16 protein-coding genes and 3 tRNA genes are annotated in these 20182 nt (G+C 64.9%); 6 read left to right on the top strand and 13 right to left on the bottom strand.

Features of this window, described 5'->3' with window-relative positions; genetic code table 11:
• Window positions 1-2 precede the first annotated feature (2 nt).
• The 7 genes from B0I08_RS14835 to B0I08_RS14805 form a co-directional block, all read right to left on the bottom strand.
• Window positions 3-1757 (bottom strand): pyruvate dehydrogenase, encoded by a 1755-nt coding sequence (locus B0I08_RS14835; RefSeq protein WP_106214217.1) that lies wholly within the window; start codon window positions 1755-1757, stop codon window positions 3-5.
• A gap of 8 nt (window positions 1758-1765) precedes the next feature.
• The gene (locus B0I08_RS14830; protein ID WP_106214215.1) at window positions 1766-2314 is read right to left on the bottom strand and encodes a Dps family protein; all 549 of its coding nucleotides are present in this window, start codon (window positions 2312-2314) and stop codon (window positions 1766-1768) included.
• A gap of 98 nt (window positions 2315-2412) precedes the next feature.
• Window positions 2413-2868: an SRPBCC family protein gene (locus B0I08_RS14825; RefSeq protein WP_106214213.1), complete on the bottom strand. Its 456-nt coding sequence runs from the start codon at window positions 2866-2868 to the stop codon at window positions 2413-2415.
• 57 nt (window positions 2869-2925) lie between these two features.
• Window positions 2926-3936 (bottom strand): glycoside hydrolase family 43 protein, encoded by a 1011-nt coding sequence (locus B0I08_RS14820; protein ID WP_106214211.1) that lies wholly within the window; start codon window positions 3934-3936, stop codon window positions 2926-2928.
• A complete protein-coding gene (locus B0I08_RS14815; RefSeq protein ID WP_106214209.1) occupies window positions 3933-4814 on the bottom strand; it encodes a carbohydrate ABC transporter permease in 882 nt (293 codons plus the stop codon). The genes B0I08_RS14820 and B0I08_RS14815 overlap by 4 nt, the downstream gene beginning before the upstream one ends.
• Complete coding sequence (locus tag B0I08_RS14810) at window positions 4811-5806, bottom strand: carbohydrate ABC transporter permease (protein ID WP_106214207.1); 996 nt, start codon at window positions 5804-5806, stop codon at window positions 4811-4813. The genes B0I08_RS14815 and B0I08_RS14810 overlap by 4 nt, the downstream gene beginning before the upstream one ends.
• Window positions 5807-5812: 6 nt before the next feature.
• On the bottom strand, window positions 5813-7120 hold the full coding sequence (locus B0I08_RS14805) for an ABC transporter substrate-binding protein (RefSeq protein WP_181243433.1): 1308 nt from the start codon (window positions 7118-7120) through the stop codon (window positions 5813-5815).
• A 206-nt stretch (window positions 7121-7326) separates the two neighbouring features.
• Here B0I08_RS14805 and B0I08_RS14800 point away from each other — a divergent pair, with 206 nt between their 5' ends.
• Both B0I08_RS14800 and B0I08_RS14795 read left to right on the top strand, forming a co-directional pair.
• Complete coding sequence (locus B0I08_RS14800) at window positions 7327-8343, top strand: LacI family DNA-binding transcriptional regulator (RefSeq protein ID WP_106214203.1); 1017 nt, start codon at window positions 7327-7329, stop codon at window positions 8341-8343.
• Window positions 8344-8418: 75 nt separating this feature from the next.
• On the top strand, window positions 8419-10239 hold the full coding sequence (locus B0I08_RS14795) for a glycoside hydrolase family 2 protein (protein ID WP_106214201.1): 1821 nt from the start codon (window positions 8419-8421) through the stop codon (window positions 10237-10239).
• 60 nt (window positions 10240-10299) lie between these two features.
• Here the strand turns inward: B0I08_RS14795 and B0I08_RS14790 are convergent.
• A tRNA-Met gene (locus B0I08_RS14790) sits at window positions 10300-10373 on the bottom strand.
• 48 nt (window positions 10374-10421) lie between these two features.
• Window positions 10422-10493, bottom strand: a tRNA-Thr gene (locus B0I08_RS14785).
• Window positions 10494-10716: 223 nt separating this feature from the next.
• Between B0I08_RS14785 and B0I08_RS14780 the strand changes: the two genes are divergently transcribed.
• On the top strand, window positions 10717-12531 hold the full coding sequence (locus tag B0I08_RS14780; RefSeq protein ID WP_106214199.1) for a glycoside hydrolase family 13 protein: 1815 nt from the start codon (window positions 10717-10719) through the stop codon (window positions 12529-12531).
• A 173-nt stretch (window positions 12532-12704) separates the two neighbouring features.
• On the opposite strand, the gene B0I08_RS14775 is transcribed toward B0I08_RS14780, so the two are convergent.
• The 3 genes from B0I08_RS14775 to B0I08_RS14765 all read right to left on the bottom strand — a co-directional run bounded on the left by B0I08_RS14775 (window position 12705) and on the right by B0I08_RS14765 (window position 14991).
• Window positions 12705-13790 carry a M23 family metallopeptidase gene (locus B0I08_RS14775; protein ID WP_106214197.1) on the bottom strand — a complete coding sequence of 362 codons (1086 nt, stop codon included), beginning with the start codon at window positions 13788-13790 and terminating at the stop codon, window positions 12705-12707.
• Window positions 13791-14001: 211 nt separating this feature from the next.
• Window positions 14002-14814: an inositol monophosphatase family protein gene (locus B0I08_RS14770; RefSeq protein WP_106214195.1), complete on the bottom strand. Its 813-nt coding sequence runs from the start codon at window positions 14812-14814 to the stop codon at window positions 14002-14004.
• Between the two features lie 92 nt (window positions 14815-14906).
• Window positions 14907-14991, bottom strand: a tRNA-Tyr gene (locus B0I08_RS14765).
• A 147-nt stretch (window positions 14992-15138) separates the two neighbouring features.
• Here B0I08_RS14765 and B0I08_RS14760 point away from each other — a divergent pair.
• The 3 genes from B0I08_RS14760 to cls all read left to right on the top strand — a co-directional run bounded on the left by B0I08_RS14760 (window position 15139) and on the right by cls (window position 18245).
• Window positions 15139-16149 (top strand): LacI family DNA-binding transcriptional regulator, encoded by a 1011-nt coding sequence (locus B0I08_RS14760; protein WP_106214193.1) that lies wholly within the window; start codon window positions 15139-15141, stop codon window positions 16147-16149.
• Between the two features lie 27 nt (window positions 16150-16176).
• Window positions 16177-16665 carry a YajQ family cyclic di-GMP-binding protein gene (locus B0I08_RS14755; protein WP_106214191.1) on the top strand — a complete coding sequence of 163 codons (489 nt, stop codon included), beginning with the start codon at window positions 16177-16179 and terminating at the stop codon, window positions 16663-16665.
• Between the two features lie 86 nt (window positions 16666-16751).
• Window positions 16752-18245 carry a cardiolipin synthase gene (gene cls, locus B0I08_RS14750; protein WP_106214189.1) on the top strand — a complete coding sequence of 498 codons (1494 nt, stop codon included), beginning with the start codon at window positions 16752-16754 and terminating at the stop codon, window positions 18243-18245.
• A gap of 480 nt (window positions 18246-18725) precedes the next feature.
• Here the strand turns inward: cls and B0I08_RS14745 are convergent, their stop codons facing one another.
• Complete coding sequence (locus B0I08_RS14745; RefSeq protein ID WP_106214187.1) at window positions 18726-20117, bottom strand: FAD-dependent oxidoreductase; 1392 nt, start codon at window positions 20115-20117, stop codon at window positions 18726-18728.
• Window positions 20118-20182 lie beyond the last annotated feature (65 nt).

Here is a 20182-nt window from a genome sequence, read left to right as displayed (position 1 = left end):
TCTCAGAGCCCGGGAACATGCCGCAGGTTGCTCTTCGCGAGCTGAATCGCTTCGCCAGCACCGCCGGTCAGCACAACCTTCGACATCGCCAGGGCGAAGCCCTTCACCTGCGCCGCCGTGATCGTCGGCGGCAGCGACATGGCCGTGGGGTCGGTCACGATGTCGACGAGCGCGGGGCCGGGGTGCTCGAACGCTGCGATCAGTGCACCGCGAAGTTCCTGCGGGTCTTCAACGCGCACGGCGAGAAATCCCAGTGCTCGTGCCACCGCCGCATAGTCGACCGCGGGGACATCCACCCCAAAATCGGGAATGCCGTCCACAAACATCTCCAGCTTCACCAAACCCAGGGTGGAGTTGTTGAAGACCACGACCTTCACCGGCAGCTTGTACGCGGCCGCGGTCACGAGCTCGCCGAGCATCATGGCGAGCCCGCCGTCGCCGGACAGCGAGATGACTTGCCGGTCGGGATACGCGATCTGAGCACCGATCGCCTGCGGCAGCGCGTTCGCCATCGACCCGTGCAGGTAGGACCCGATCAGCCGGCGCCGGCCGTTCGGCGTGATGTAACGGGCCTGCCACACGTTGCCCATACCCGTGTCTGCGCTCACGATCGCGTCGTCGGCGGCGAGGTCATCGAGTACCGATGCGGCGAATTCGGGATGAATCGGGGCTCGCTTAGCGGCGTCGGTATAGTTTCCGACCACCGACGTCAGAAGCTTGTTGTGGCGCTTCAGCGTGCGCTCGAGAAACGCGCGGTCATCCTTTTTCTCCACCAGCGCGGTGAGGGCGGCCAGCGTCGGCAGAACGTCGCCGTGCACCGGATAGGTCACGCTCGCGCGGCGCCCGAGGTGGGACACGTCCGAGTCGATCTGGGCGATGACCACCTTCTCGCCGTCCGGCAAAAACTGGTCGTACGGAAAGTCGGTTCCCAGCAGGAGAACGAGGTCGGCATCGTGGATGCCCGCGTGCGCCGCGCCGTAGCCGAGGAGGCCCGTCATTCCCACATCGAACGGATTGTCGTACTGGATCCACTCTTTACCGCGCAGGCTGTGCCCCACCGGAGCGCCCACGAGGTCCGCAAATGCAACGACCTCGTCGTGAGCTCCGGCAACGCCGGCACCCGCAAAGATCGCGACGGTTTTTGCGTCGTTGATGGCGCTCGCCAGGTCGTGTACGGCAACGGGATCCGGCACGAGGGTCGGACGAGCCGTCTGCACAAACGCGGGAGTCGGGCCGGTCGCCTCAAGCTCGGCCACATCGCCGGGGATCGTGATGACCGCGACTCCGCCGAGCCCAACGGCGTGGCGAAGCGCGGAATTCACCACGCGCGGCGCCTGCGCCGACGACGAGATCATCTCCGCGTAGCTGGAACATTCGAGAAAAAGGCGGTCGGGATGGGTCTCCTGAAAGAAGCCGCTGCCAATCTGCGGCGTCGGGATGTGGCTGGCGATTGCCAGTACCGGGGCGCCCGAACGGTGGGCGTCATACAGGCCGTTGATGAGGTGCAGGTTGCCCGGGCCACAGCTGCCCGCGCACACGGCGAGTTGGCCGGTGAGTTGGGCTTCCGCCCCGGCGGCGAACGCCGCAGCCTCCTCGTTGCGCACGTGGATCCAGTCGATTCCACCCTTCGCGGAGCCTCCGGTGCGGCGCACGGAATCCACTATCGGGTTGAGACTGTCCCCCACGATGCCGTAGATGTGCCGCACACCGGCGTCTACAAGCTGGGCAACGAGCTGGTCTGCGACGGTCGTCGCCACGGTCGCGGTTACTTCTTTGCCGGGACGCGGTTCTCGGCGCTGACCATCCAGGCGTACTGCTCGAGCTTGAGGATGATCGCGTGAAGCAGATCGGCGCTGGTCGGGTCTTCGTCGTCGACGGTGTCGTGTACCTTGCGCAGGCGGGCAACGGTGGTGTCGAGGCGCGCGGTGATCAGGTCCACCGTCTCCATGGTGTCGATCTCGCCGTTCGGGTAAGCGGGCAGGGTGGTCGTCGCGGCGACGGTGTCGCTGCGGCCGTCGGGCGTGGCGTGAAGCGCGCGCAGGCGCTCGGCGATTTCGTCACTGAACTCGCGGGACGCATCGATGATTTCGTCGAGCTGCAGGTGAAGGTCCCGGAAGTTCTTGCCGACGACATTCCAGTGCGCCTGCTTGCCCTGCAGGTGCAGTTCGATCAGGTCGACGAGCACCTTCTGCAGGGCGTCGGTGAGCGCCTTCGACGCCTGGAAGCCCTTTTCGGCGTTCTCGCGATTGGTCTTGCGGGCCCCGGCGTCGGCCGGCGCGTTCGCGGTGTGGGTGGTCTGTTCTACGGTCGTCATGGTGTGCTCCCCTTCGTTAGTGTGCATTTCCAGCCTAGAATTTTCGGCTGCGTGTCGCCTGCGAGTTCGGTGAGGATTGTTCCGCCGCTGGCTGAACGTCAGGTGCGCGCTTCGGCTTCTGCTTTGAGCTGCTCCAGCCAGAGGCACAGAAACTCGTCGGCCGTGCGGTGACTGGGCTCCAGATCATCCCGCCACCCCGCTTCTTCGAGGAACTCGGTCGCGATGACCCGGGTGCCATGACGCACCGGCTCGAAGGTCCACTCGTGCACGCCGGTGGCGCCCTCATCGGATGCGCGCCACAGCAGCAGGCGGTGCTGCGCGACAGCGTCGACGATGGCCGTGGTGGTCAGGCAGCCGCAGGACCACCGAAACTGCGCACCCACCGACAGCGACCCGTCGAGGGTGGCCGCCTCGATGCCGGGCTGCCAGCTCGGCCACTCGTTGACGTGCACCAGGAGGTCCCAGACGACGTCAAGCGGGGCTGCAATCTCGATCTCCTGGCGCAGCATAAAAGGCGCAAGGCGCTGCGAGTTGGAGTTGCGCGATTGTTCCATCGCACGTGCCTCCCTCACCTCGTTGTTCCCTCAGGGTTGCTCCCGCTCTGGTGGGGGTCAAGGGGTAGACGCGGCGTTCGCGAGCTGCGGGATGTCACCGTCCCACTCGACCGGGGCGACGTAAAGCGCTCGGTAGGTGTAGTTCGCGTCCCACCCGTGGAAGGCCAGGTAGTCCGCCCCATCGGGGCCGACGACCAGGTCTTGGCCACCGGGGCCGCGGTAGGCGCCATCGGAATTCTCTGTCGACAGAATCGGGGCCGGTTCCTTCAGCCACGGCCCGCCCAGCGTCGGCGCGGTCGCGGCACCGACCGCATAGCGGTCGTCAGAGTAGGCGTTCGCAGAGTAAAGAAGTACGAGCTGGTCTCCTCGATCAACGAGCGTTGGGGCCTCAACCAGGTCACCCTCCCACTCTTCCGTCTGCATGATGAGCTTCGTTGTGCCCCCAGCCGTCGACAGACCGTCGGCGGACAGCGGAGTGGCCTGCAGCCAGGTGTCGAGTGAGCAGCAGTTGCCGTCGTTCTTCCACAGCAGCTGCAGCGTGCCGTCGATCATCGCCGTGCTCGCGTCGATGGCGCCACCTTCGTCTGCCGGGCAGATCAGCATCTTGTCGCCCTGCACGGTGAAGGGGCCAGCGGGGTCGGTGGCCGTCGCCACCCCGATGCACTGCAGTGTCGGTTGGAAATTCGTTGCGGTGAAATACATCGCGAACGATCCGGGAGTGATTTCGGTGACCTCCGGCGCCCAGGTCTTGCCCGGGATGATCCAGCTGGGCAGATCCGGAAGCGCGTCGGGAAGAACGGTCCACTCGAGGAGGTCCGTTGACGACGCGAGTTGCACGTTGCGGTTGTTGTCGTTCGTCGCATAGGCGTAGTAGACGCCGTCCACCTCGAGCACATCCGGGTCCGCGAAGTTCGCATCGAGCACCGCTGCACCCGTGCCGGTCGTGTCGGCTGGGGGCTGCGGGTCGGTCGACGTCGCACTTTGCGGGGAGTCAGCGGAGCAACCGGAGAGGCCCAGCGCGGCAACAACGAGTGCCATGCCGGCCACTCCGACGGTGCCCAGCCTCATCCCTTTACGCCCGATCGCGACACACCCTCGATGATGAAGCGCTGCAGGAACACGAACAGTGCGAGCACCGGAACACTTGCTACCACCGCGCCCGCCATGAGCAGGTCATACCGCACCGCGTTAGCCGACTGCAGCGTCGACAGTCCAGCGGGCAGGGTCTGCACCTCGGGGCTGAAGAGCACGTACACGGGCCACAAGAAGTCGTTCCAGTTGCCAAGGAATGCCAGCAGCGCGAGCGTCGCGAGCGCCGGCTTTGCCAACGGGAGGACCACCCGCGTGAAGATGATGAACCGGTTAGCTCCATCGAGCCGGGCCGCCTCTTCCAATTCGACCGGCAGGCTGATGAAGAACTGCCGCATAAAGAAGACTCCGAAGGCGGATGCCGCGGTCGGAACGATGACGGCAAGGAGGGAGTTGAGCCACCCCAACTCGCTGACGATCAGATAGTTCGGGATCACCAGGATCACCGGCGGCACCAACAACGTTGCCACGATGACGGCGAACACGACATTCTTGCCGCGAAAATGCATTCTCGCGAGCGGGTAGGCGGCGAGCGACGCGGTGATGACCACGAGCGCCGCGTTGAGCGCGGCGGCGATCATGCTGTTCGCGAACCACTGCAACACGGGAGTTCCGGTGCCCGGCGCGAGGATCGACTCGTACGCCTGCAGCGAGAACGGGTTGGGAATCCAGGTGGGGGGGATCCCTGCCGCCTCCGCCCTAGTCTTGAACGAGGTCACCACCATAAAGATGATCGGGCTGATGAATGCGATCGCGATGGACCCGAGGATGACAACCCGTGCGATGGTGGCCCGACGGCTGACCGGACGGGATTCGGTTGCGCTAACGGGGCTATCGACTTTTTCAACGGTCGTCATGAGCGTGCCTCTTTTGCAGTCGATTCTTTCTTTTCACGGAATATCCAGAACACGAACGCGCTGACGGCCATAAGGAACAGCGTGAGGACGTAGCTCATCGCGGCGGCGCTCCCCATCTGGAAGTTCCGGAGTCCGGTTTCCGCGATCTGGTAGATCGCCGTCCGCGTCTCGCGTCCCGGTCCGCCCTGGGTCATGAGATAGGACTGGCCGAACATGTTCGCTGAGGCGAGCAGGGTGATGATCGTGATGAAGGAAAGAATGGGTTTCAGCCCGGGGATGGTCACGTGCACGAATTGCTGCCACGCGTTCGCCCCGTCCACCCGAGCTGCCTCATAGAGCTCGATCGGGATGTCTTGCAGCGCGGCCAGGTAAATGACCGCGTTGAACCCGAGGGTCCACCACACCGTCACGCCGACCAGAGCTACCCAGGCGGCGGGTGTTGACGTGGTCCACGCCGTGTCATCGGGCAGCCCGAGCAAGCCGAGGTAGTGGTTCACGAGCCCGATGTTGTTGTCGAGCAGATAGCGCCACAGCACGGCGACGACCGCGACGCCCAGCACATAGGGTGCGAAGTAAATGGCGCGCAGGAAGTTTCTTCCCGGGAACTTCCTGCTCATCAGCAGCGCCACCGCGAGGGGGATGGTCAAGAGCAGGGGGACGCTGAAGAGCGTGAAAATTCCGGTCGCCCGCATCGATCCCCAGAAAGGGCCGGAGACCGTGGAATCCGGGCGGAAGAGTGAGACGTAGTTCTCCAGACCAACGAAGGGTTTGAGCGGGAGGGTGTAGTCCCACGAGTGCAAGCTGATCCACACGCCGAGAACGGCGGGCAGGACGACGAACCCGCCGAAAAGAAGGAGATACGGCGCGAGAAACAGCCACGGCGTTGCCGCTCCCTGCTGACGCGCGGTGGGCTTTACCGGTTGTCCGCGCCGGCCCGCGGGGCGGGACGCCCTCCTGGTGGGGAGAGCGTCCGCGCTGGCCTTTGTCGACATTGTTAATCAGCCACCAAACGATGCTGCGTTGTCTTCCATCAGCTGGGTGGCTCTGCCCTCAGCCTCGGTCAACGCGTCACTGGGCGGGGTCGAGCCGAGTACACCGTCGGCAACGGCGATCTCGAGGGTGTCCGACACCACGGTTCCGATTCCGGGGATGGGCGGCAGGAAACGCATCGCGTCGATCTGCTCCGCGATCGGCTCCTGCGGGAGCCCGTCGAGAGCACCGGCGTCGCGCACGGACTGGCGAGCCGGAATCATTCCGGATCCAGCCCACTCGGCCGACTGCTCACTCATCCAGGCGATGAACACCTTGGCGGCATCAGTCTTGTTCTGGTCAGCGGATGCCTGGCGCGCGAGGAAGAAGTTGTGCGAGTTAGCCCACACCGCCTCGCTTTCACCGATGGTCGGAACGGGTGCCATCCCGTAGGGCAGCCCCGATTGGGTCAAGTCATTGATCTGCCAGATGCCGTCCCAGGTGATGGATGTCTCACCGTTCTTGAACGCAACGTACTGCGAGTCGATCGCGACGTCGCTCGGGCTGTAGCCGTCCTCGACAATGCCGCGCTGCCACTCGAGACCCGTGATACCCGCTTCGGAGCCGAACGTGGCCTCCTCTTCACCGAACGGCTCTCCACCGTTCTGCCAGAGGAGCGAAAGGTCGATGAGGTGGCTCGGCCATCTGGTCGGCATCCAGAACGGTGTCTCGTAGCCTGCGGCGGTGAGCTTGTCGAGCGCTTCCTGGAAGGACGCGGCGTCAACGGGCGGCTCAGTGATACCCGCGGCAGCGAAGTGCTCGGTGTTGTAATACATCGCGAGGGAGTGCACGTCGAGGGGAATCCCATACCTGGCGTCGTTATACACACCGGCGTCCCACACCTCGGGGGTGAAGTCATCCGCGGTCAGCTCGAGCTCTTCGGCGAGGTCGTCGAGCGGCACGATGACGCTGCGAGCCGCGTTGGTCGCAAGCTGGTCGAGGTGCATGACCCCCACGTCGGGACCTTCTCCTGCTGTCACCGCGGCAGGGAGGCGCTGGTAGAAGTCGACCCACTGCATAGTGTTCGAGACCACCGTGATGTTGTCGTGCTCGGTGTTGAACTGTTCGACCATCGACTCCATGAAGGGGCCATCGCCACCCGTAAAGCCGTTCCAGAACGACAGCTCTACTTCTGGTCCGGTGTACTCGCCGGTAAACGCTTCGCCCGCGGTTTCTGGCGTGCCACCGGAGCATCCGGTCACCGCCAGTATCGCTGCTGTTCCGAGTGCCGTGGCAGCAGCAAACCTGCGCCTGACGGACATTCTTGGCTTGGTCATGGTCGTCCTCCTCATTGAAAACTGTGCTTCGCAGGCATCTCGCGTCGCCGTGTACGTGCCACTACGCCCGGCTGCTCGGCGAGATGAACACGTTCGGTTAATGTACAGCGCTGTAAACGCGATGTCCACCCCGGGCTGGGAGAGGTGCAGGCTCGTGTCCGCGCAATGGGCCCCGCATAGGATGTACCCGACCGAATGGGATAACGATGGCGCGTGTGCGACTGATCGATGTGGCGGAGCTCGCCGGCGTGTCGATGAAGACCGTCTCGAATGTGGTGCACAACTACCCTCATGTCGCGCCCGCACTCAGACAAAAAGTGCAGAGCGCAATCAACGAGCTCGGCTATCGCCCCAACCTCACGGCAAGGCGCCTCGCCACCGGCAAGACGGGCATGATCGCGCTCGCCATGCCGGAGATCGATCACCCCTACTTTTCTGAGTTGTCTCGCCACATTGCCGAGGAAGCCACGCGCCGCGGTTATCGCGTGCTCATTGAACAGACGCTGAGTGATCCGGTTGCCGAGCGAGCGGTACTGCGCGATCGCGAGGCCGGGCTCGTCGACGGTGTTATTTTTCACCCGGTGCGCATGGGCACACTCGATATCGCAAAACTGGCACCGGGCACGCCCCTCGTCCTGCTCGGTGAAGCCGCGATGCCCGTAATGACAGACCACGTGATGATCGACAATGTCGCCGCGGCCCTGGGCGGAACACGGCATCTGCTGAACTCCGGGCGCCGGCGTATCGCGTTTCTCGCGGTGATGGATGGCGACATCACCGGCTCCACGAACCAACGTCTTCTCGGTTACCAGCAGGCGCTGATTGAAGCGGGCCTACCGCTTCGCCCGGACCTGGTACTCACCGCGCGTGACTTCACCGCGGAAGCGGGGGTCGCCGCGATAGAGGCCGCGTTAGAAAGAGGCCTCCACTTCGACGGCGTCGTCTGTCGTGACGATAAGTTCGCGATCGGCGCGCTGAAGGCGTTGCAGGCGGCGGGCAAGTCGGTACCAGAAGACGTTGCGGTCGTGGGTTGGGATGACACCCTGCTGGCCCGATACACCTCGCCCGCCCTTACCTCGGTTGCACCGGACAAGCTGGCCATCGCGACCGAAGCGCTCACCCTGCTTGAGGAGCGGATCGGCGGCTACGAGGGCGTCGGTCGGCATCGGATCGTCGGCCACTCCCTCGCAATGCGTGGCAGCGCGCCTCGTCTCCGAGAGTGAACCAGCGATCCCCGGCAACCCGGTCGCTCGGCACCACCACTTTACAGCGCTAGAAATTAGCGACATGATTGCGGAATGTTGAACTCGTCGACCTTCACCCACTCGCTCAGCGCCGAATATCCTCGACCGCAGTTGGTCCGCCCTGACTGGGTCGATCTCGGCGGCCAATGGCGGTTCGAGCACGATGACGACGACCTGGGCCAAGACGCGGGGTGGTTCGCTGACCCGTCGCAGTTCGGCCAAACGATCACGGTGCCGTTTCCTCCTGAATCCCCCATGTCCGGTGTCGGCGAGCCGGGATTTCACCCGGTGGTCTGGTATTCGAGAGACCTCAGTGCAGCCGATCTCGCAGCCAACGGACAAGCGGAGCCCGGTAGCCGTCTGCTCCTGCATTTCGGTGCGGTCGACTATCGCGCTACGGTCTGGATCGACGGACACCTGATCGGCACACACGAAGGTGGACAAACGCCGTTCTCCTTTGACGTCACTCAGGCACTCGCCGGAGAGGGTCCCCACCAACTTGTCGTCCGAGCCGAGGACGACCCGCACGACGTTGCGCAGCCGAGGGGCAAACAGGACTGGCTTGAAGATCCGCACGTCATTTGGTACCACCGCACGACCGGAATCTGGCAGCCTGTCTGGCTCGAATCGGTGTCGGCGCAGCACATCGATCAGCTCAGCTGGACCCCTAACGTGCCTTGCGGCAGCGTTGCCATTGAGGTGGAGCTGTACTCGCGACCAGCGGAGGCGGTGACTATCCAGGTCGAGCTGATGTTCGACGGTCGCGTTCTGGCACGTCAGTCGTACGCAACGGCGAGTCCCCGGTCGCGAACGGTTATCGACATCGCGCACCAGGTCAACGGCCAGGCCTTCGAAAACTTGCTCTGGTCCCCGGAGCATCCCCGCCTCATCGACGCCCGCGTCACGATCCTCGCCGAGGACGGCACCGCGATCGACTCGGTCAGCTCCTATTTCGGGCTCCGCAGCGTCGCGGTCGCTGGCGGCCAATTTATGCTCAATGACCGGCCCTACTACGTGCGTTCGGTGCTCGAGCAAGGCTATTGGCCGGAGTCCCACCTCGCATCCCCATCTGCCCAGGCGCTGCGCGACGAGGTGCAATTGATCAAGGATCTCGGGTTCAACGCTGCCCGCATTCATGAAAAGGTCGAGGATCCCCGCTTTCTGTACTGGGCCGATCGGCTCGGGCTCCTCATCTGGGGTGAAATGGGCAGCACCTTTGAGTTCTCCGCCGAAGCGGTGTCTCGGGTCACCCGGGAATGGACCGATGTCGTGCGCCGCGACCGCTCACACCCCTCGATCGTCACCTGGGTACCCATCAATGAGAGTTGGGGAGTACAGCAGATCGCGCACGATGCCGCTCAGCTGGCGTTCGCACAATCCCTCTATCACCTCACCCGCGCGCTCGACCCGAGCCGACCCGTCATTTCAAATGACGGCTGGGAGCACGCAGAGTCGGACATCCTCACGATCCACGACTATTCGGCTGACCCGAACGAGCTTGACGCGTCTTATCGGGATACCGCGTCAATCCGTGATCTCGTCGAGGGCATTGGCCCGGCCGGGCGCAGGCTGCAGCTCGTGGAGCGGCCGGTCGACGGGCAGGCCGTAATGGTCACCGAGTTTGGCGGAGTGAGCTACGCGCCCGACGCCCCTGCGGACTCGTGGGGGTACTCAACGGCGATCAGCGCCGAGGACTTTGAACGTCGGGTCGGTGGCATCGTGGGCAGCATCCGTCGAAGCCGCATGCTCTCCGGATTTTGCTACACGCAGCTGACTGACACGCTTCAGGAGACGAACGGACTAACCGACGCCAATCGCGTGCCCAAACTGCCCATGGAAACGATCAGAAGAATCATCGTGGGCAACGAGAACTAACACTGCCAAACAGAAAGGCCCTCCGACCGAGGTAATACCTGGTCGGAGGGCCTTTATTTGTAGCGGGAGCGGGAATTGAACCCGCGACACCACGATTATGAGCCGTGTGCTCTAACCAACTGAGCTACCCCGCCGCACGTTCTCCGGCCGGCTGGCCCTGAGGCCGTCCGATTGGAGCACGGAGCCCCCTGTGGGAATCGGACCCACTACCTCTTCCTTACCAAGGAAGTGCTCTACCAATGAGCTAAGGGGGCGTGCGCACCTGAACCGCGCGGTGAACTTCTGCGCGGCGCCGTTTTGGCACCATAAGAGACTAGCACCCGCGCGGGGGTTGTTTTGCCGTTATGACGTCGTCCCCACGTCAGTCCCAACGTCGGCTTCACGTCAGTCTCAACGTCGGCCCCACGTCAGTCGGATCCAGCCTCTCTACCGGTCGGACCCAGTCCGCGCAACGGGGCATGCCGTATCGTTTTGCGCATGACTTTCGAGAGCACACCGGAATCGTCGCTGCCCACCGACGAAACCGCGAACGAAAACCAATTCCCGACCCCTGACGGTTCCACGCTTGAGCGCACCCCCGAGCACACCGACGCGGTCGCAGATGATTCGACCGACGTGTCCCCGCTGCCGGAGGTCACCACAGCTCCGGGCGCCGAATGGTGGCGCAGCGCGGTGATTTACCAGATCTATCCCCGGTCATTCGCCGACGCCAACGGCGACGGTGTGGGTGACCTGCCCGGCATCACGCAGCGGCTCGGCGCCCTCTCTACCCTCGGCGTGGATGCGGTCTGGCTGTCCCCCTTCTTCACCTCTCCCCAGCGCGACGCCGGCTACGACGTCGCCGATTACTGTGACGTCGACCCGATCTTCGGCACGCTCGCTGACTTCGACGCCCTCGAGCGGGAGGCGCACCGCCTCGGCCTCCGCGTGATCGTCGACCTCGTTCCCAACCACACCTCCAGCGACCACGCCTGGTTCGTCGACGCCCTCGCGGCCGGACCCGGCTCCGAGGAGCGCGCTCGCTACCTTTTCCGCGACGGCCAGGGCGAGAACGGCGAGCTGCCCCCGAACAACTGGCAGTCCGTCTTCGGTGGCGCAGCGTGGACCAGAACGACCGACCCCAACGGTCGTCCCGGCCAGTGGTACCTGCACCTCTTCGACAGCTCCCAGCCCGACCTGGACTGGACCAACGAATGGGTGCGCGAACAGTTCCGCGAGATCCTGCGCTTCTGGCTCCGCCGCGGCGTCGACGGCTTCCGCGTCGACGTCGCCCACGGCATGATCAAGGCCGCGGGCCTCCCCGACTACTTCGCCCCGAAGTCCGACGGCGACGGCGGCTCCATGGGCGGCGACGCAGCGGATGTTCCGTACTGGGGCCAGGCCGGCGTGCACGAGATCTACCGCGACTGGCACCTCGTTCTGGAGGAGTTCGAGGGAAACCGCGTGCTCTGCGCTGAGGCATGGGTCGAGCCGCTGACCAAACTGGCCAACTGGGTTCGCCCCGACGAGATGCAGCAGGCGTTCAACTTCAGCTACCTCGAAACCGACTGGTCGGCGCCCGAGCTGCGCGCCATCATTGACGAGTCGATCGAGGCATTTCACGGGGTGGGAGCACCGAGCACCTGGGTTTTGTCGAACCACGACGTCATCCGCCACACCTCGCGATTTGGTCTCGCCTCGCCGCCGCCACAGGGTGCGGGCCTCGGCCCCCTCAGCGCGGTCAAGCCAGACGAAGCCCTCGGCCTGACCCGAGCCCGTGCCGCTTCCCTGCTGATGCTGGCTCTGCCCGGCAGCGCGTACGTGTATCAGGGCGAGGAGCTCGGCCTTCCCGAGGTCATCGACCTGCCCGATTCGGCGCGCCAGGATCCCACCTTCTTCCGTCACAATGGCGAAAAATATGGGCGAGACGGATGCCGGGTGCCGATCCCCTGGACCGCGGACGCACCCGCCTACGGCTTCAGCACTGACGGGCGGAGCTGGTTACCGCAGCCCGCCGACTGGGCGCCGTTCGCCCGCGACGCGCAGGTGGGAGTGCCCGGGAGCACGCTGGAGCTCTACACACTCGCGCTGCGCGAGCGTGCGACGCACAAACTCGGCACCGGAGCGCTGGTCTGGCTCGACGGTTACGGTGACGACGTGGTCGCGTTCACCAATGGCGACATCACCGTCATCGCCAACACGGGAGCCGTTCCTGTCGAATTACCGGTCGGTGACATCGTCATTTCGAGCGAGGCTCTGTCGGAGGCTGCGCTGCCGCCGGACACGACCGTCTGGCTCACCCGCCGCGACTAGCAGACCGGGGTCCACCCCGTCAGGGGGCCGCGGCGCCGACCGTCCAGTCGGCGACGCGGCCCGTTCTGGCGACCGGTCGGTTCTGGCTGGCATCGGTTACTGGCCGGTCGGTTCGGGCTGGCATCGGTCACTGGCCGGTCGACGCGCGATCGGGCGAGCGAGGCGTCGAGCGACTAGCTCGCGTTGACGGTCAGCCAGAGGAACGGGTCGACCTGCACGCCATCGACGCGGATCTCGAGGTGCAGGTGCGGGCCCGTAGCGGCGCCGGTTTGGCCGACGAGTCCGATGAAGTCGCCCGCGGTGACGACATCGCCCACCTCGAGATCGCTGGATCCGAGCTGCATGTGGGCGTACACGCTGGTGACCTTCTGGCCATCGATGATGTGGTCGATGTAGACGTGGTAGCCGAATCCCCACGAGGACGTGGTCTTCAGGCTGACGACGCCGTCGGCGATGGCGGTGATCGGTGCTCCGGAGCCCGGGGTGAAGTCGGTTCCCTTGTGCTGGGTGGAACATCCGCTACAGGGCGACACGCGGGTTCCGTAGCCGTCACTGATCGGCACAGCGATGGGGAACGGCCAGCGGATGGCGCCCTCGTTGGAAACCGTGTACGACGAGTCGCCACGAATCGCGGACGCCTGCTTGAGTTCGGCGGGGCTTGCCACGTCCCAGCTGTCGTATTCGACGACCTCGGTGAGGTTGGCCGAATCTGCAACGACGACCTGGCCTTCGCCCGTGGACGGTAGATCGTCGGCGACGACTGCGGTGGGGGCATCCACAATAAATGCGGCCGCCGGGATGGTCACGGCAACAACCATGGCACCGGCGAACAGCAACGCACCAAACGCCCGGAGGCGGGACGGCGCACCCACCCGGGTGGCGGAGGGAGCCGTCGCAGACTTTGCCGCCCGCACCTTGCGCACACGCACACTGGCCGCGCTGCGGCGGGAGGGGGCGGATGTCTCGGCGGAGCTGGTCGCGGCGGCGCTACCGCTGAGCGCGGTAGCGGAAGCGCTGGGCGATGCCGAGGCAGACGCCGAAGGGATGGTGGGGGCCGAGACCGTGGGCAGATCAACGACGGGCAGGACGCCCTCGGGAAGGATGGCGTCCGGGGCTACGGTCGCGGCAACCGGCACGCTCTGCGACCCGAGCACGGTGTGGGGCGTGGGCGAGGAGCGGGGTGTGCGCTTAGCTTCTGCGGCGCGCTCACGCTCACGCAGCTCGCGGCGGGTGAGGGGGGCCTGTTCGATGTCTGTCACTGCCTACTGCGCTCCGTCAGCCGCGCACGGAAGCGGGCGGCTCAGTGGGGAGCGAAAGGGGCGTAACGGCAAGGCTGTATCTCCTCTAAACACGAAGCTTCCGTGACGGAGGCGATTCGATTTGCGGGTGGAATCAGGCCGGTAAAAGTCACGGTCAGATAACGGAACCTCCCTAGCCTAGCCAAAGATGGCCCGTTTGGCCACTTTCGGTTTAGACCCCGAAGTGCAGCAGGCGTAATTCAAGGGCGCGGACGACACTTTCTTCGCCCGCGAGAATGAACTCCTTGCTCGGCGGGCGACCGTTTTCGCCGACGACAAGAGCGCCGGCTTCTCGCGCGATCAGCGCGGCTGCCGCGTGGTCCCACGGGCTTAATCCCCGTTCATAGTAGGCATTGAGGCGACCGGAAGCGACGGCGCACAGGTCGAGCGCGGCGGCGCCCATACGACGGATGTCCCGCACCTCGGGCAGAAGCCGAGCCACGACCCGCCCCTGGTGCGCGCGCGTCTGGGAACTGTATGAGAATCCGGTTCCGACGAGCGCCTGGGACAGCTCGACGGCCGGGGCAACGGCCAGACGCTGCTCTCCGAGGAATGCTCCCCCGCCCGGCGTCGCCGTGTAGAGCTCGCCCGATGCGGGGTTCAACACGCAGCCGGCGAGCGCGGTCCAGGTGAGCGGATCCGGAGTCCCCTCTACTACGGCGATGCTGATGGCGTAGTGCGGGATGTCGTAGAGGTAGTTCACGGTGCCGTCGATCGGATCGACGATCCAGGTCAACCCGCTGGTGCCCGCGTCCTGCTCGGCGATGCCCGACGCTCCCTCTTCGCCGAAGAAACCGTCATTCGGCCGGGCCCGCGCGAGAATCGATCGGATCAGCGCCTCCGACTCGCGATCGGCGTTGGTCACAACATCAACCGGGGACGACTTCAGGTCGGCCACGGTCACTCCCTCGGCCCGGCGCCTCTTCACCAACTCCCCCGCGGCAAGTGCGGTGTCCCGGGCAAGCGTCAGCAGGTCGTCAGTCATACAGCGCAGCTTCGCACACCCACGTGAACGCTACGAAACCAAGAAAAGCTCCGAGCGAGGCTCGGAGCTTTTTTTGTTTCCAGTCTGGACTCTGGTGGCTAGTGAGGGATTCGAACCCCCGAATGCGATGCAGTCTGATTTACAGTCAGATCCCTTTGGCCGCTTGGGTAACTAGCCAGAGCGCTTCCGACCACGTGTGATCACCTGACCAGAGGCGCGGAACAAGAATACAAGGTCCCGGAGCACTTCGTGACCAACCCCACGGTTATCTTGCCGGAAAGCGCTGCGGCGCTAGGATCGGGATGCCAAAGGAGGTGAGTCATCGTGCCCGGAATCGACGAGGTCGCGCGGCTTGCCGGAGTTTCCACGGCGACCGTGTCCCGCGCACTGAACGGCAAGCTGTCCGTTTCGGGACCGACACGGGACCGTGTGCTTGCCGCCGCCTCTCGCCTCGGCTACGTGGTTTCATCGAACGCCTCCGGGCTCGCCACGGGACGCACGAAGAATGTCGGCGTCGTGATCCCCTTCCTCAACCGCTGGTTCTACAGTTCGGTGATCGAGGGCGCCGAGTCGGCGCTGCTGCAGCGCGGGTACGACCTCACCCTCTACAACCTGAGCGGCGGCGGCGAAGAGCGCCGAAGCGTGTTCGAGCATTTCCTGCTCCGTAAACGCGTCGACGCGGTCATCGCGATCTCGCTCGAGCTCACCCCCAGCGAGGTCAGTCGGATGCTGGCGATGAACACCCCCATCGTCGGGATCGGCGGTCCCCTGCCCGGCGTGCGCACGCTGTCTGTCGACGACGTGGAGGTGGCCCGCCGCTGCACCCAGTACCTCATCGACCTCGGCCACCACTCGATCGCGCACATCGGAGGCAGCCAGGAGTCCGAACGCGACTTTCACCTGCCCACCAGCCGCCGGGTCGGGTACGAGGCGGCCCTCGCGGACGCCGGCATCCCCATTGATCCCTCCCTCTTCGAGGCGGGCAGCTTCACCATCGAGAGCGGTCACCGCGCCGCGATGCGCCTGCTCTCACAGCCCCACCGTCCGACCGCCATTTTCGCGGCTTCTGACGAGATGGCCATTGGGGCGATCCTGGCCGTCCGCGAGTTGGGGCTGGCAGTGCCAGGGGATGTCTCGGTCATAGGCATCGACGACCATGAACTCGCCAGCTTCTTTGGTTTGACCACGATTGCGCAGTTTCCCCAGGAGCAGGGTCGCCGTGCGGTCGAGATGCTCATGGAGGAGCTGCACCCCGGCACGGGAGACACGCTGGCGCTCAACGTTCCGCTGCCGGTGGAACTGGTTGTGCGACAGAGCACGGCGCGGCGCGGCTGAACCAGCATTTCCGGTTAAACTGCCCCTATGGCAGATTCCTCATTCGACATCGTTAGCAAGGTCGACAAGATGGAGGCGGACAACGCCCTCAGCCAAGCGCAGAAGGAGATCCTGTCGCGCTACGACTTCAAGGGCATCGGCGCCTCGGTTGAGTGGAGTGGCGAGAAGCTCCTGCTCAAGGCGAGCTCCGAAGATCGGGTGAAGGCCGTCCTCGAGGTGCTCGAGGCCAAGTTCATCAAGCGCGGCATTTCGCTGCGCAGCCTCGACGTCGGCGAGCCCTACGCGAGCGGCAAGGAATACCGCATCGAGGCGTCGCTCAAAAACGGCATCTCGTCTGAAGACGCGAAAAAGGTCAGCAAGATCATTCGCGACGAGGGCCCCAAGGGTGTCAAGTCGCAGATCCAGGGCGACGAGCTTCGTGTGCAGTCCAAGAGCCGCGACGACCTGCAGGCGGTGATGGCGCTGCTCAAGGGCAAAGACCTCGACGTCGCGCTGCAGTTCGTGAACTTCCGCTAGACCTCAGCTAACACAGTCAAATACCGTCACAGGCGGTGCCGTCGGCGCCAGAGTAGACACCACCGGAGCAGACGATTGGGGCGCCCATGAGCTGGGACCTGAGCTGGCCATGGGAATGGCACTGGCCGACTTTCGCCCTGACCTGGGTGGGGGTGCTTGCCGGTATCGACTTCATCGTGCGAATAATTTCGCTGATCGTTGTGCCGCGCAACCGCCGACCACAGACCGCAACGGCCTGGCTGCTGGCGATCTTTTTGATCCCCTACGTCGGCATCTTTCTGTTCCTGGTGCTGGGCAGCCGTCGCCTGCCCAAACGCCGGCGGGAGAAGCAGCTCGAGATCAACCGCTACATCATCGAGACCACCGAGGGCATCGACAGGGTCAGCCAGGACAACCCGTGGCCGTCCTGGCTTGAGCCGATCGTTGAGCTGAACCGCAAGCTGGGTGCGATGCCGCTCGTCGGGGGAAACAGCGCCAAGCTTTATCCCCACTACGAGGAGTCCCTCGCGGCGATGACCCAGGCCGTGCGCGACGCGAAGCGGTACGTGCACGCGGAGTTCTACATCTTCGCCTGGGACGAGACAACGACCCCGTTTTTTGATGCGATGGAGGATGCCGTGAAGCGCGGCGTCACCGTGCGGGTACTTCTCGACCACGTGGCCTGCCTCCGTGCCCCGAACTACCTGCGCACCATCCGCAAGCTTAAAAAGATCGGTGTCTCCTGGCACCTGATGCTGCCGGTGCAACCCTGGCGTGGACAGTGGCGGCGCCCCGACCTGCGCAACCACCGCAAGCTCCTCATCCTCGACGGCGTCGTCGCGTTCACCGGTTCGCAGAACATGGTCGACCGCAGCTACAACAAGCGCGGAAACAAGCGCCGCGGGCTCAAGTGGAAAGACCTCATGGTGCGGTTCGAGGGACCCATCGTCGCCGGGATCAACGCCCTCTTCGTCACCGACTGGTACAGCGAGACCGACGAGCTGCTGCTGCGCGAGACCGAGCCGGAGCCGCTGACCCTCAGCGGTGCACCGCTCGACGCGCAGGTGGTGCCCAGTGGCCCGGGCTTCGAGGGTGAGAACAACCTTCGCCTGTTCAACTCTCTCCTGTATGCGGCGCAGGAACGCATCATCATCACGAGTCCCTACTTCGTGCCGGATGAGTCGATGCTGTACGCCATCACCACCGCGGCCCAGAGCGGTCTCGACGTGCAGCTCTTCGTGTCGGAGATCGGCGACCAGCCCGTCGTCTACCACGCCCAGCGCAGCTACTACGAGGAGCTGCTGAAGGCCGGTGTGCGCATCTGGCTCTACAAGGCGCCCACGGTGCTGCACGCGAAGCACTTCACCATCGATGACCAGGTCGCCGTCATCGGCTCAAGCAACATGGACATGCGCTCGTTCAGCCTCAACCTCGAAATCTCGGTGATGGTGCGTGGTCGCGACTTCGTGAAATCGATCCGGGAGCTGGAGCAGTCGTACCGGAACGAGTCCCGGGAGCTGACCCTGGATGAGTGGATGACACGTCCGGTTCCCGGCGCGGTGCTCGACAACCTCGCGCGCCTGACCGCCGCCGTGCAGTAGCTTTCCGCGGCGGGCCTGCTGCGCGAGAATGCGTTGCGGGTTTGCCGCACGAGACCGCGGCGGTGGGATTGCGGCCCGATCTTGCGGCCTCGGCGTGCGGCAGTCGAGCCAGCCGGGTTCCGCGCGCCGCCGGACGTGTCGCCGGGGAGGCCCGCTCGACCGGACAGAAACCGATCATCGTGCTCGTCGAGCGGGCTCGAATCGACGGTTTTTGGCCGAGAAGACGACGCAACCGCCCGGTCGATGGAGCGAAATACTGCCCGGCATCAATATGTGGCCGCTCGGCGACGGGAAGTAGCGAAAGACCGTCGACCGGTGGCCTCTCGGCGCGGGGAAGTAGCTCGAGGCCGTCGACCCTGGCCGCTGGGCGGCCGCGGCAGCTCTACCTGGGCGCCTCTGCGGCAGCATTCATCGGCACGCGGCACAAGCGCGGACGCCGCAACACTGGCGCACGCGGCACACGCGTCCGCGGCGGCGCGACTACTCGGCCGGGACCGGCAGCGCGTGGCGGCCGCGCGTCGTCGCGTTCGAGACGCTCACCATCTCGTCACGCGCCACGACCTTGATGCGCACGCGACCCTCGGGCTCGCCGAGCGCAAGCTCGTGGGCATCGAGGTTGTGCCACCCGTCGAGGTTGGTGAACTCGACACCGCGGCTCGCGAGGAGCTCGGTGACGGCTTCCTCCTCGGGGTGGGTCGGGGTCCACCAGTTCGGCTGGTCGTTGATGACGTGTTTGATGGTTTCCATGGCGTCGCTCTTCGTGTGGCCGATGAGACCGACCGGACCGCGCTTGATCCAGCCGGTGGCGTACACGCCGTGCACCTGCTGGTCTTCATCATCGAGAACCTGGCCCTCGCGGTTCGGGATCACACCGCGCTTCTCGTCAAACGGGATCCCGTCGAGGGGCGAGCCGAAGTAGCCGACCGCGCGGTAGATCGCCTGCGCGGGAATCTCGCGGATCTTGCCGGTGCCGCGAACGCCACCCTGTCCGTCGGGCTCAGTGCGCTCGAACCGGAACGCTCCGACCGTGCCGTTCTCGTCGGCGACAACCTCGACCGGCTTGGAGAAGAAGTGCAGGTGCAGGCGTCGCGATGCTGCGCCGGTCTCGCGTGAGCGCCACTGCGTGAAGATGCGGTCGATGACCATCACCTGCTTGTTGGTGGCGATGGCCGTGCGGGCACCCTCGTCGTAGTCGAAGTCTTCGTCGTCCACGATCATGTCGACATCGCGCAGTTCGCCGAGCTCGCGGAGCTCGAGCGGGGTGAACTTCACCTGCATCGGGCCGCGGCGGCCGAACACGTGCACGTCGGTGACGGGCGACGCCTTGAGGCCGTCGTAGACGTTCGCGGGGATCTCCGTCGGCAGCAGGTCTTCCGGGTGCTTCGCGAGCATCCGGGCGACGTCGAGCGCGACGTTTCCGTTGCCCACGACCACGATCTCCTTCGCCTCGAGCGGCCAGTCGCGCGGCACGTCGGGGTGGCCGTCGAACCAGCTGACGAACTCGGCAGCGCCGTAGCTACCCGGGAGATCGATGCCGGGCACCTTCAGGTCGGCGTCACGGATCGAGCCGGTGGAGAAGATCACGGCGTTGTAGTGCTTCTTCAGGTCGTCCAGGGTGATGTCGCGACCGTAAAGCACGTTGCCGAACAGGCGGATCGCGCCACTGTCGAGCACTTCGCGCAGCGCGGTGATAATTCCCTTGATGCGCGGATGATCCGGGGCGACGCCATAGCGAACCAGCCCGTAGGGCGCCGGCAGCTGCTCAAACAGGTCGATGGAGACATCAAACTGCTTCTCCGCCTTCAGGAGGATGTCCGCGGCGTAGATTCCCGCTGGTCCTGCGCCGACGATGGCCAAACGAAGCTTGGTCATAAGATCCCTGTCTGTTGTGAATCGAATCTGTTTTGAAACGAGTCGCTGGTGAAACCTGCTGAACG

The sequence above is a fragment of the Glaciihabitans tibetensis genome, assembly GCF_003003265.1.
Classification (GTDB): domain Bacteria; phylum Actinomycetota; class Actinomycetes; order Actinomycetales; family Microbacteriaceae; genus Glaciihabitans; species Glaciihabitans tibetensis.
Note: the sequence above shows the minus strand (reverse complement) of the source record. Positions and strands in the feature narration are given on the sequence as shown.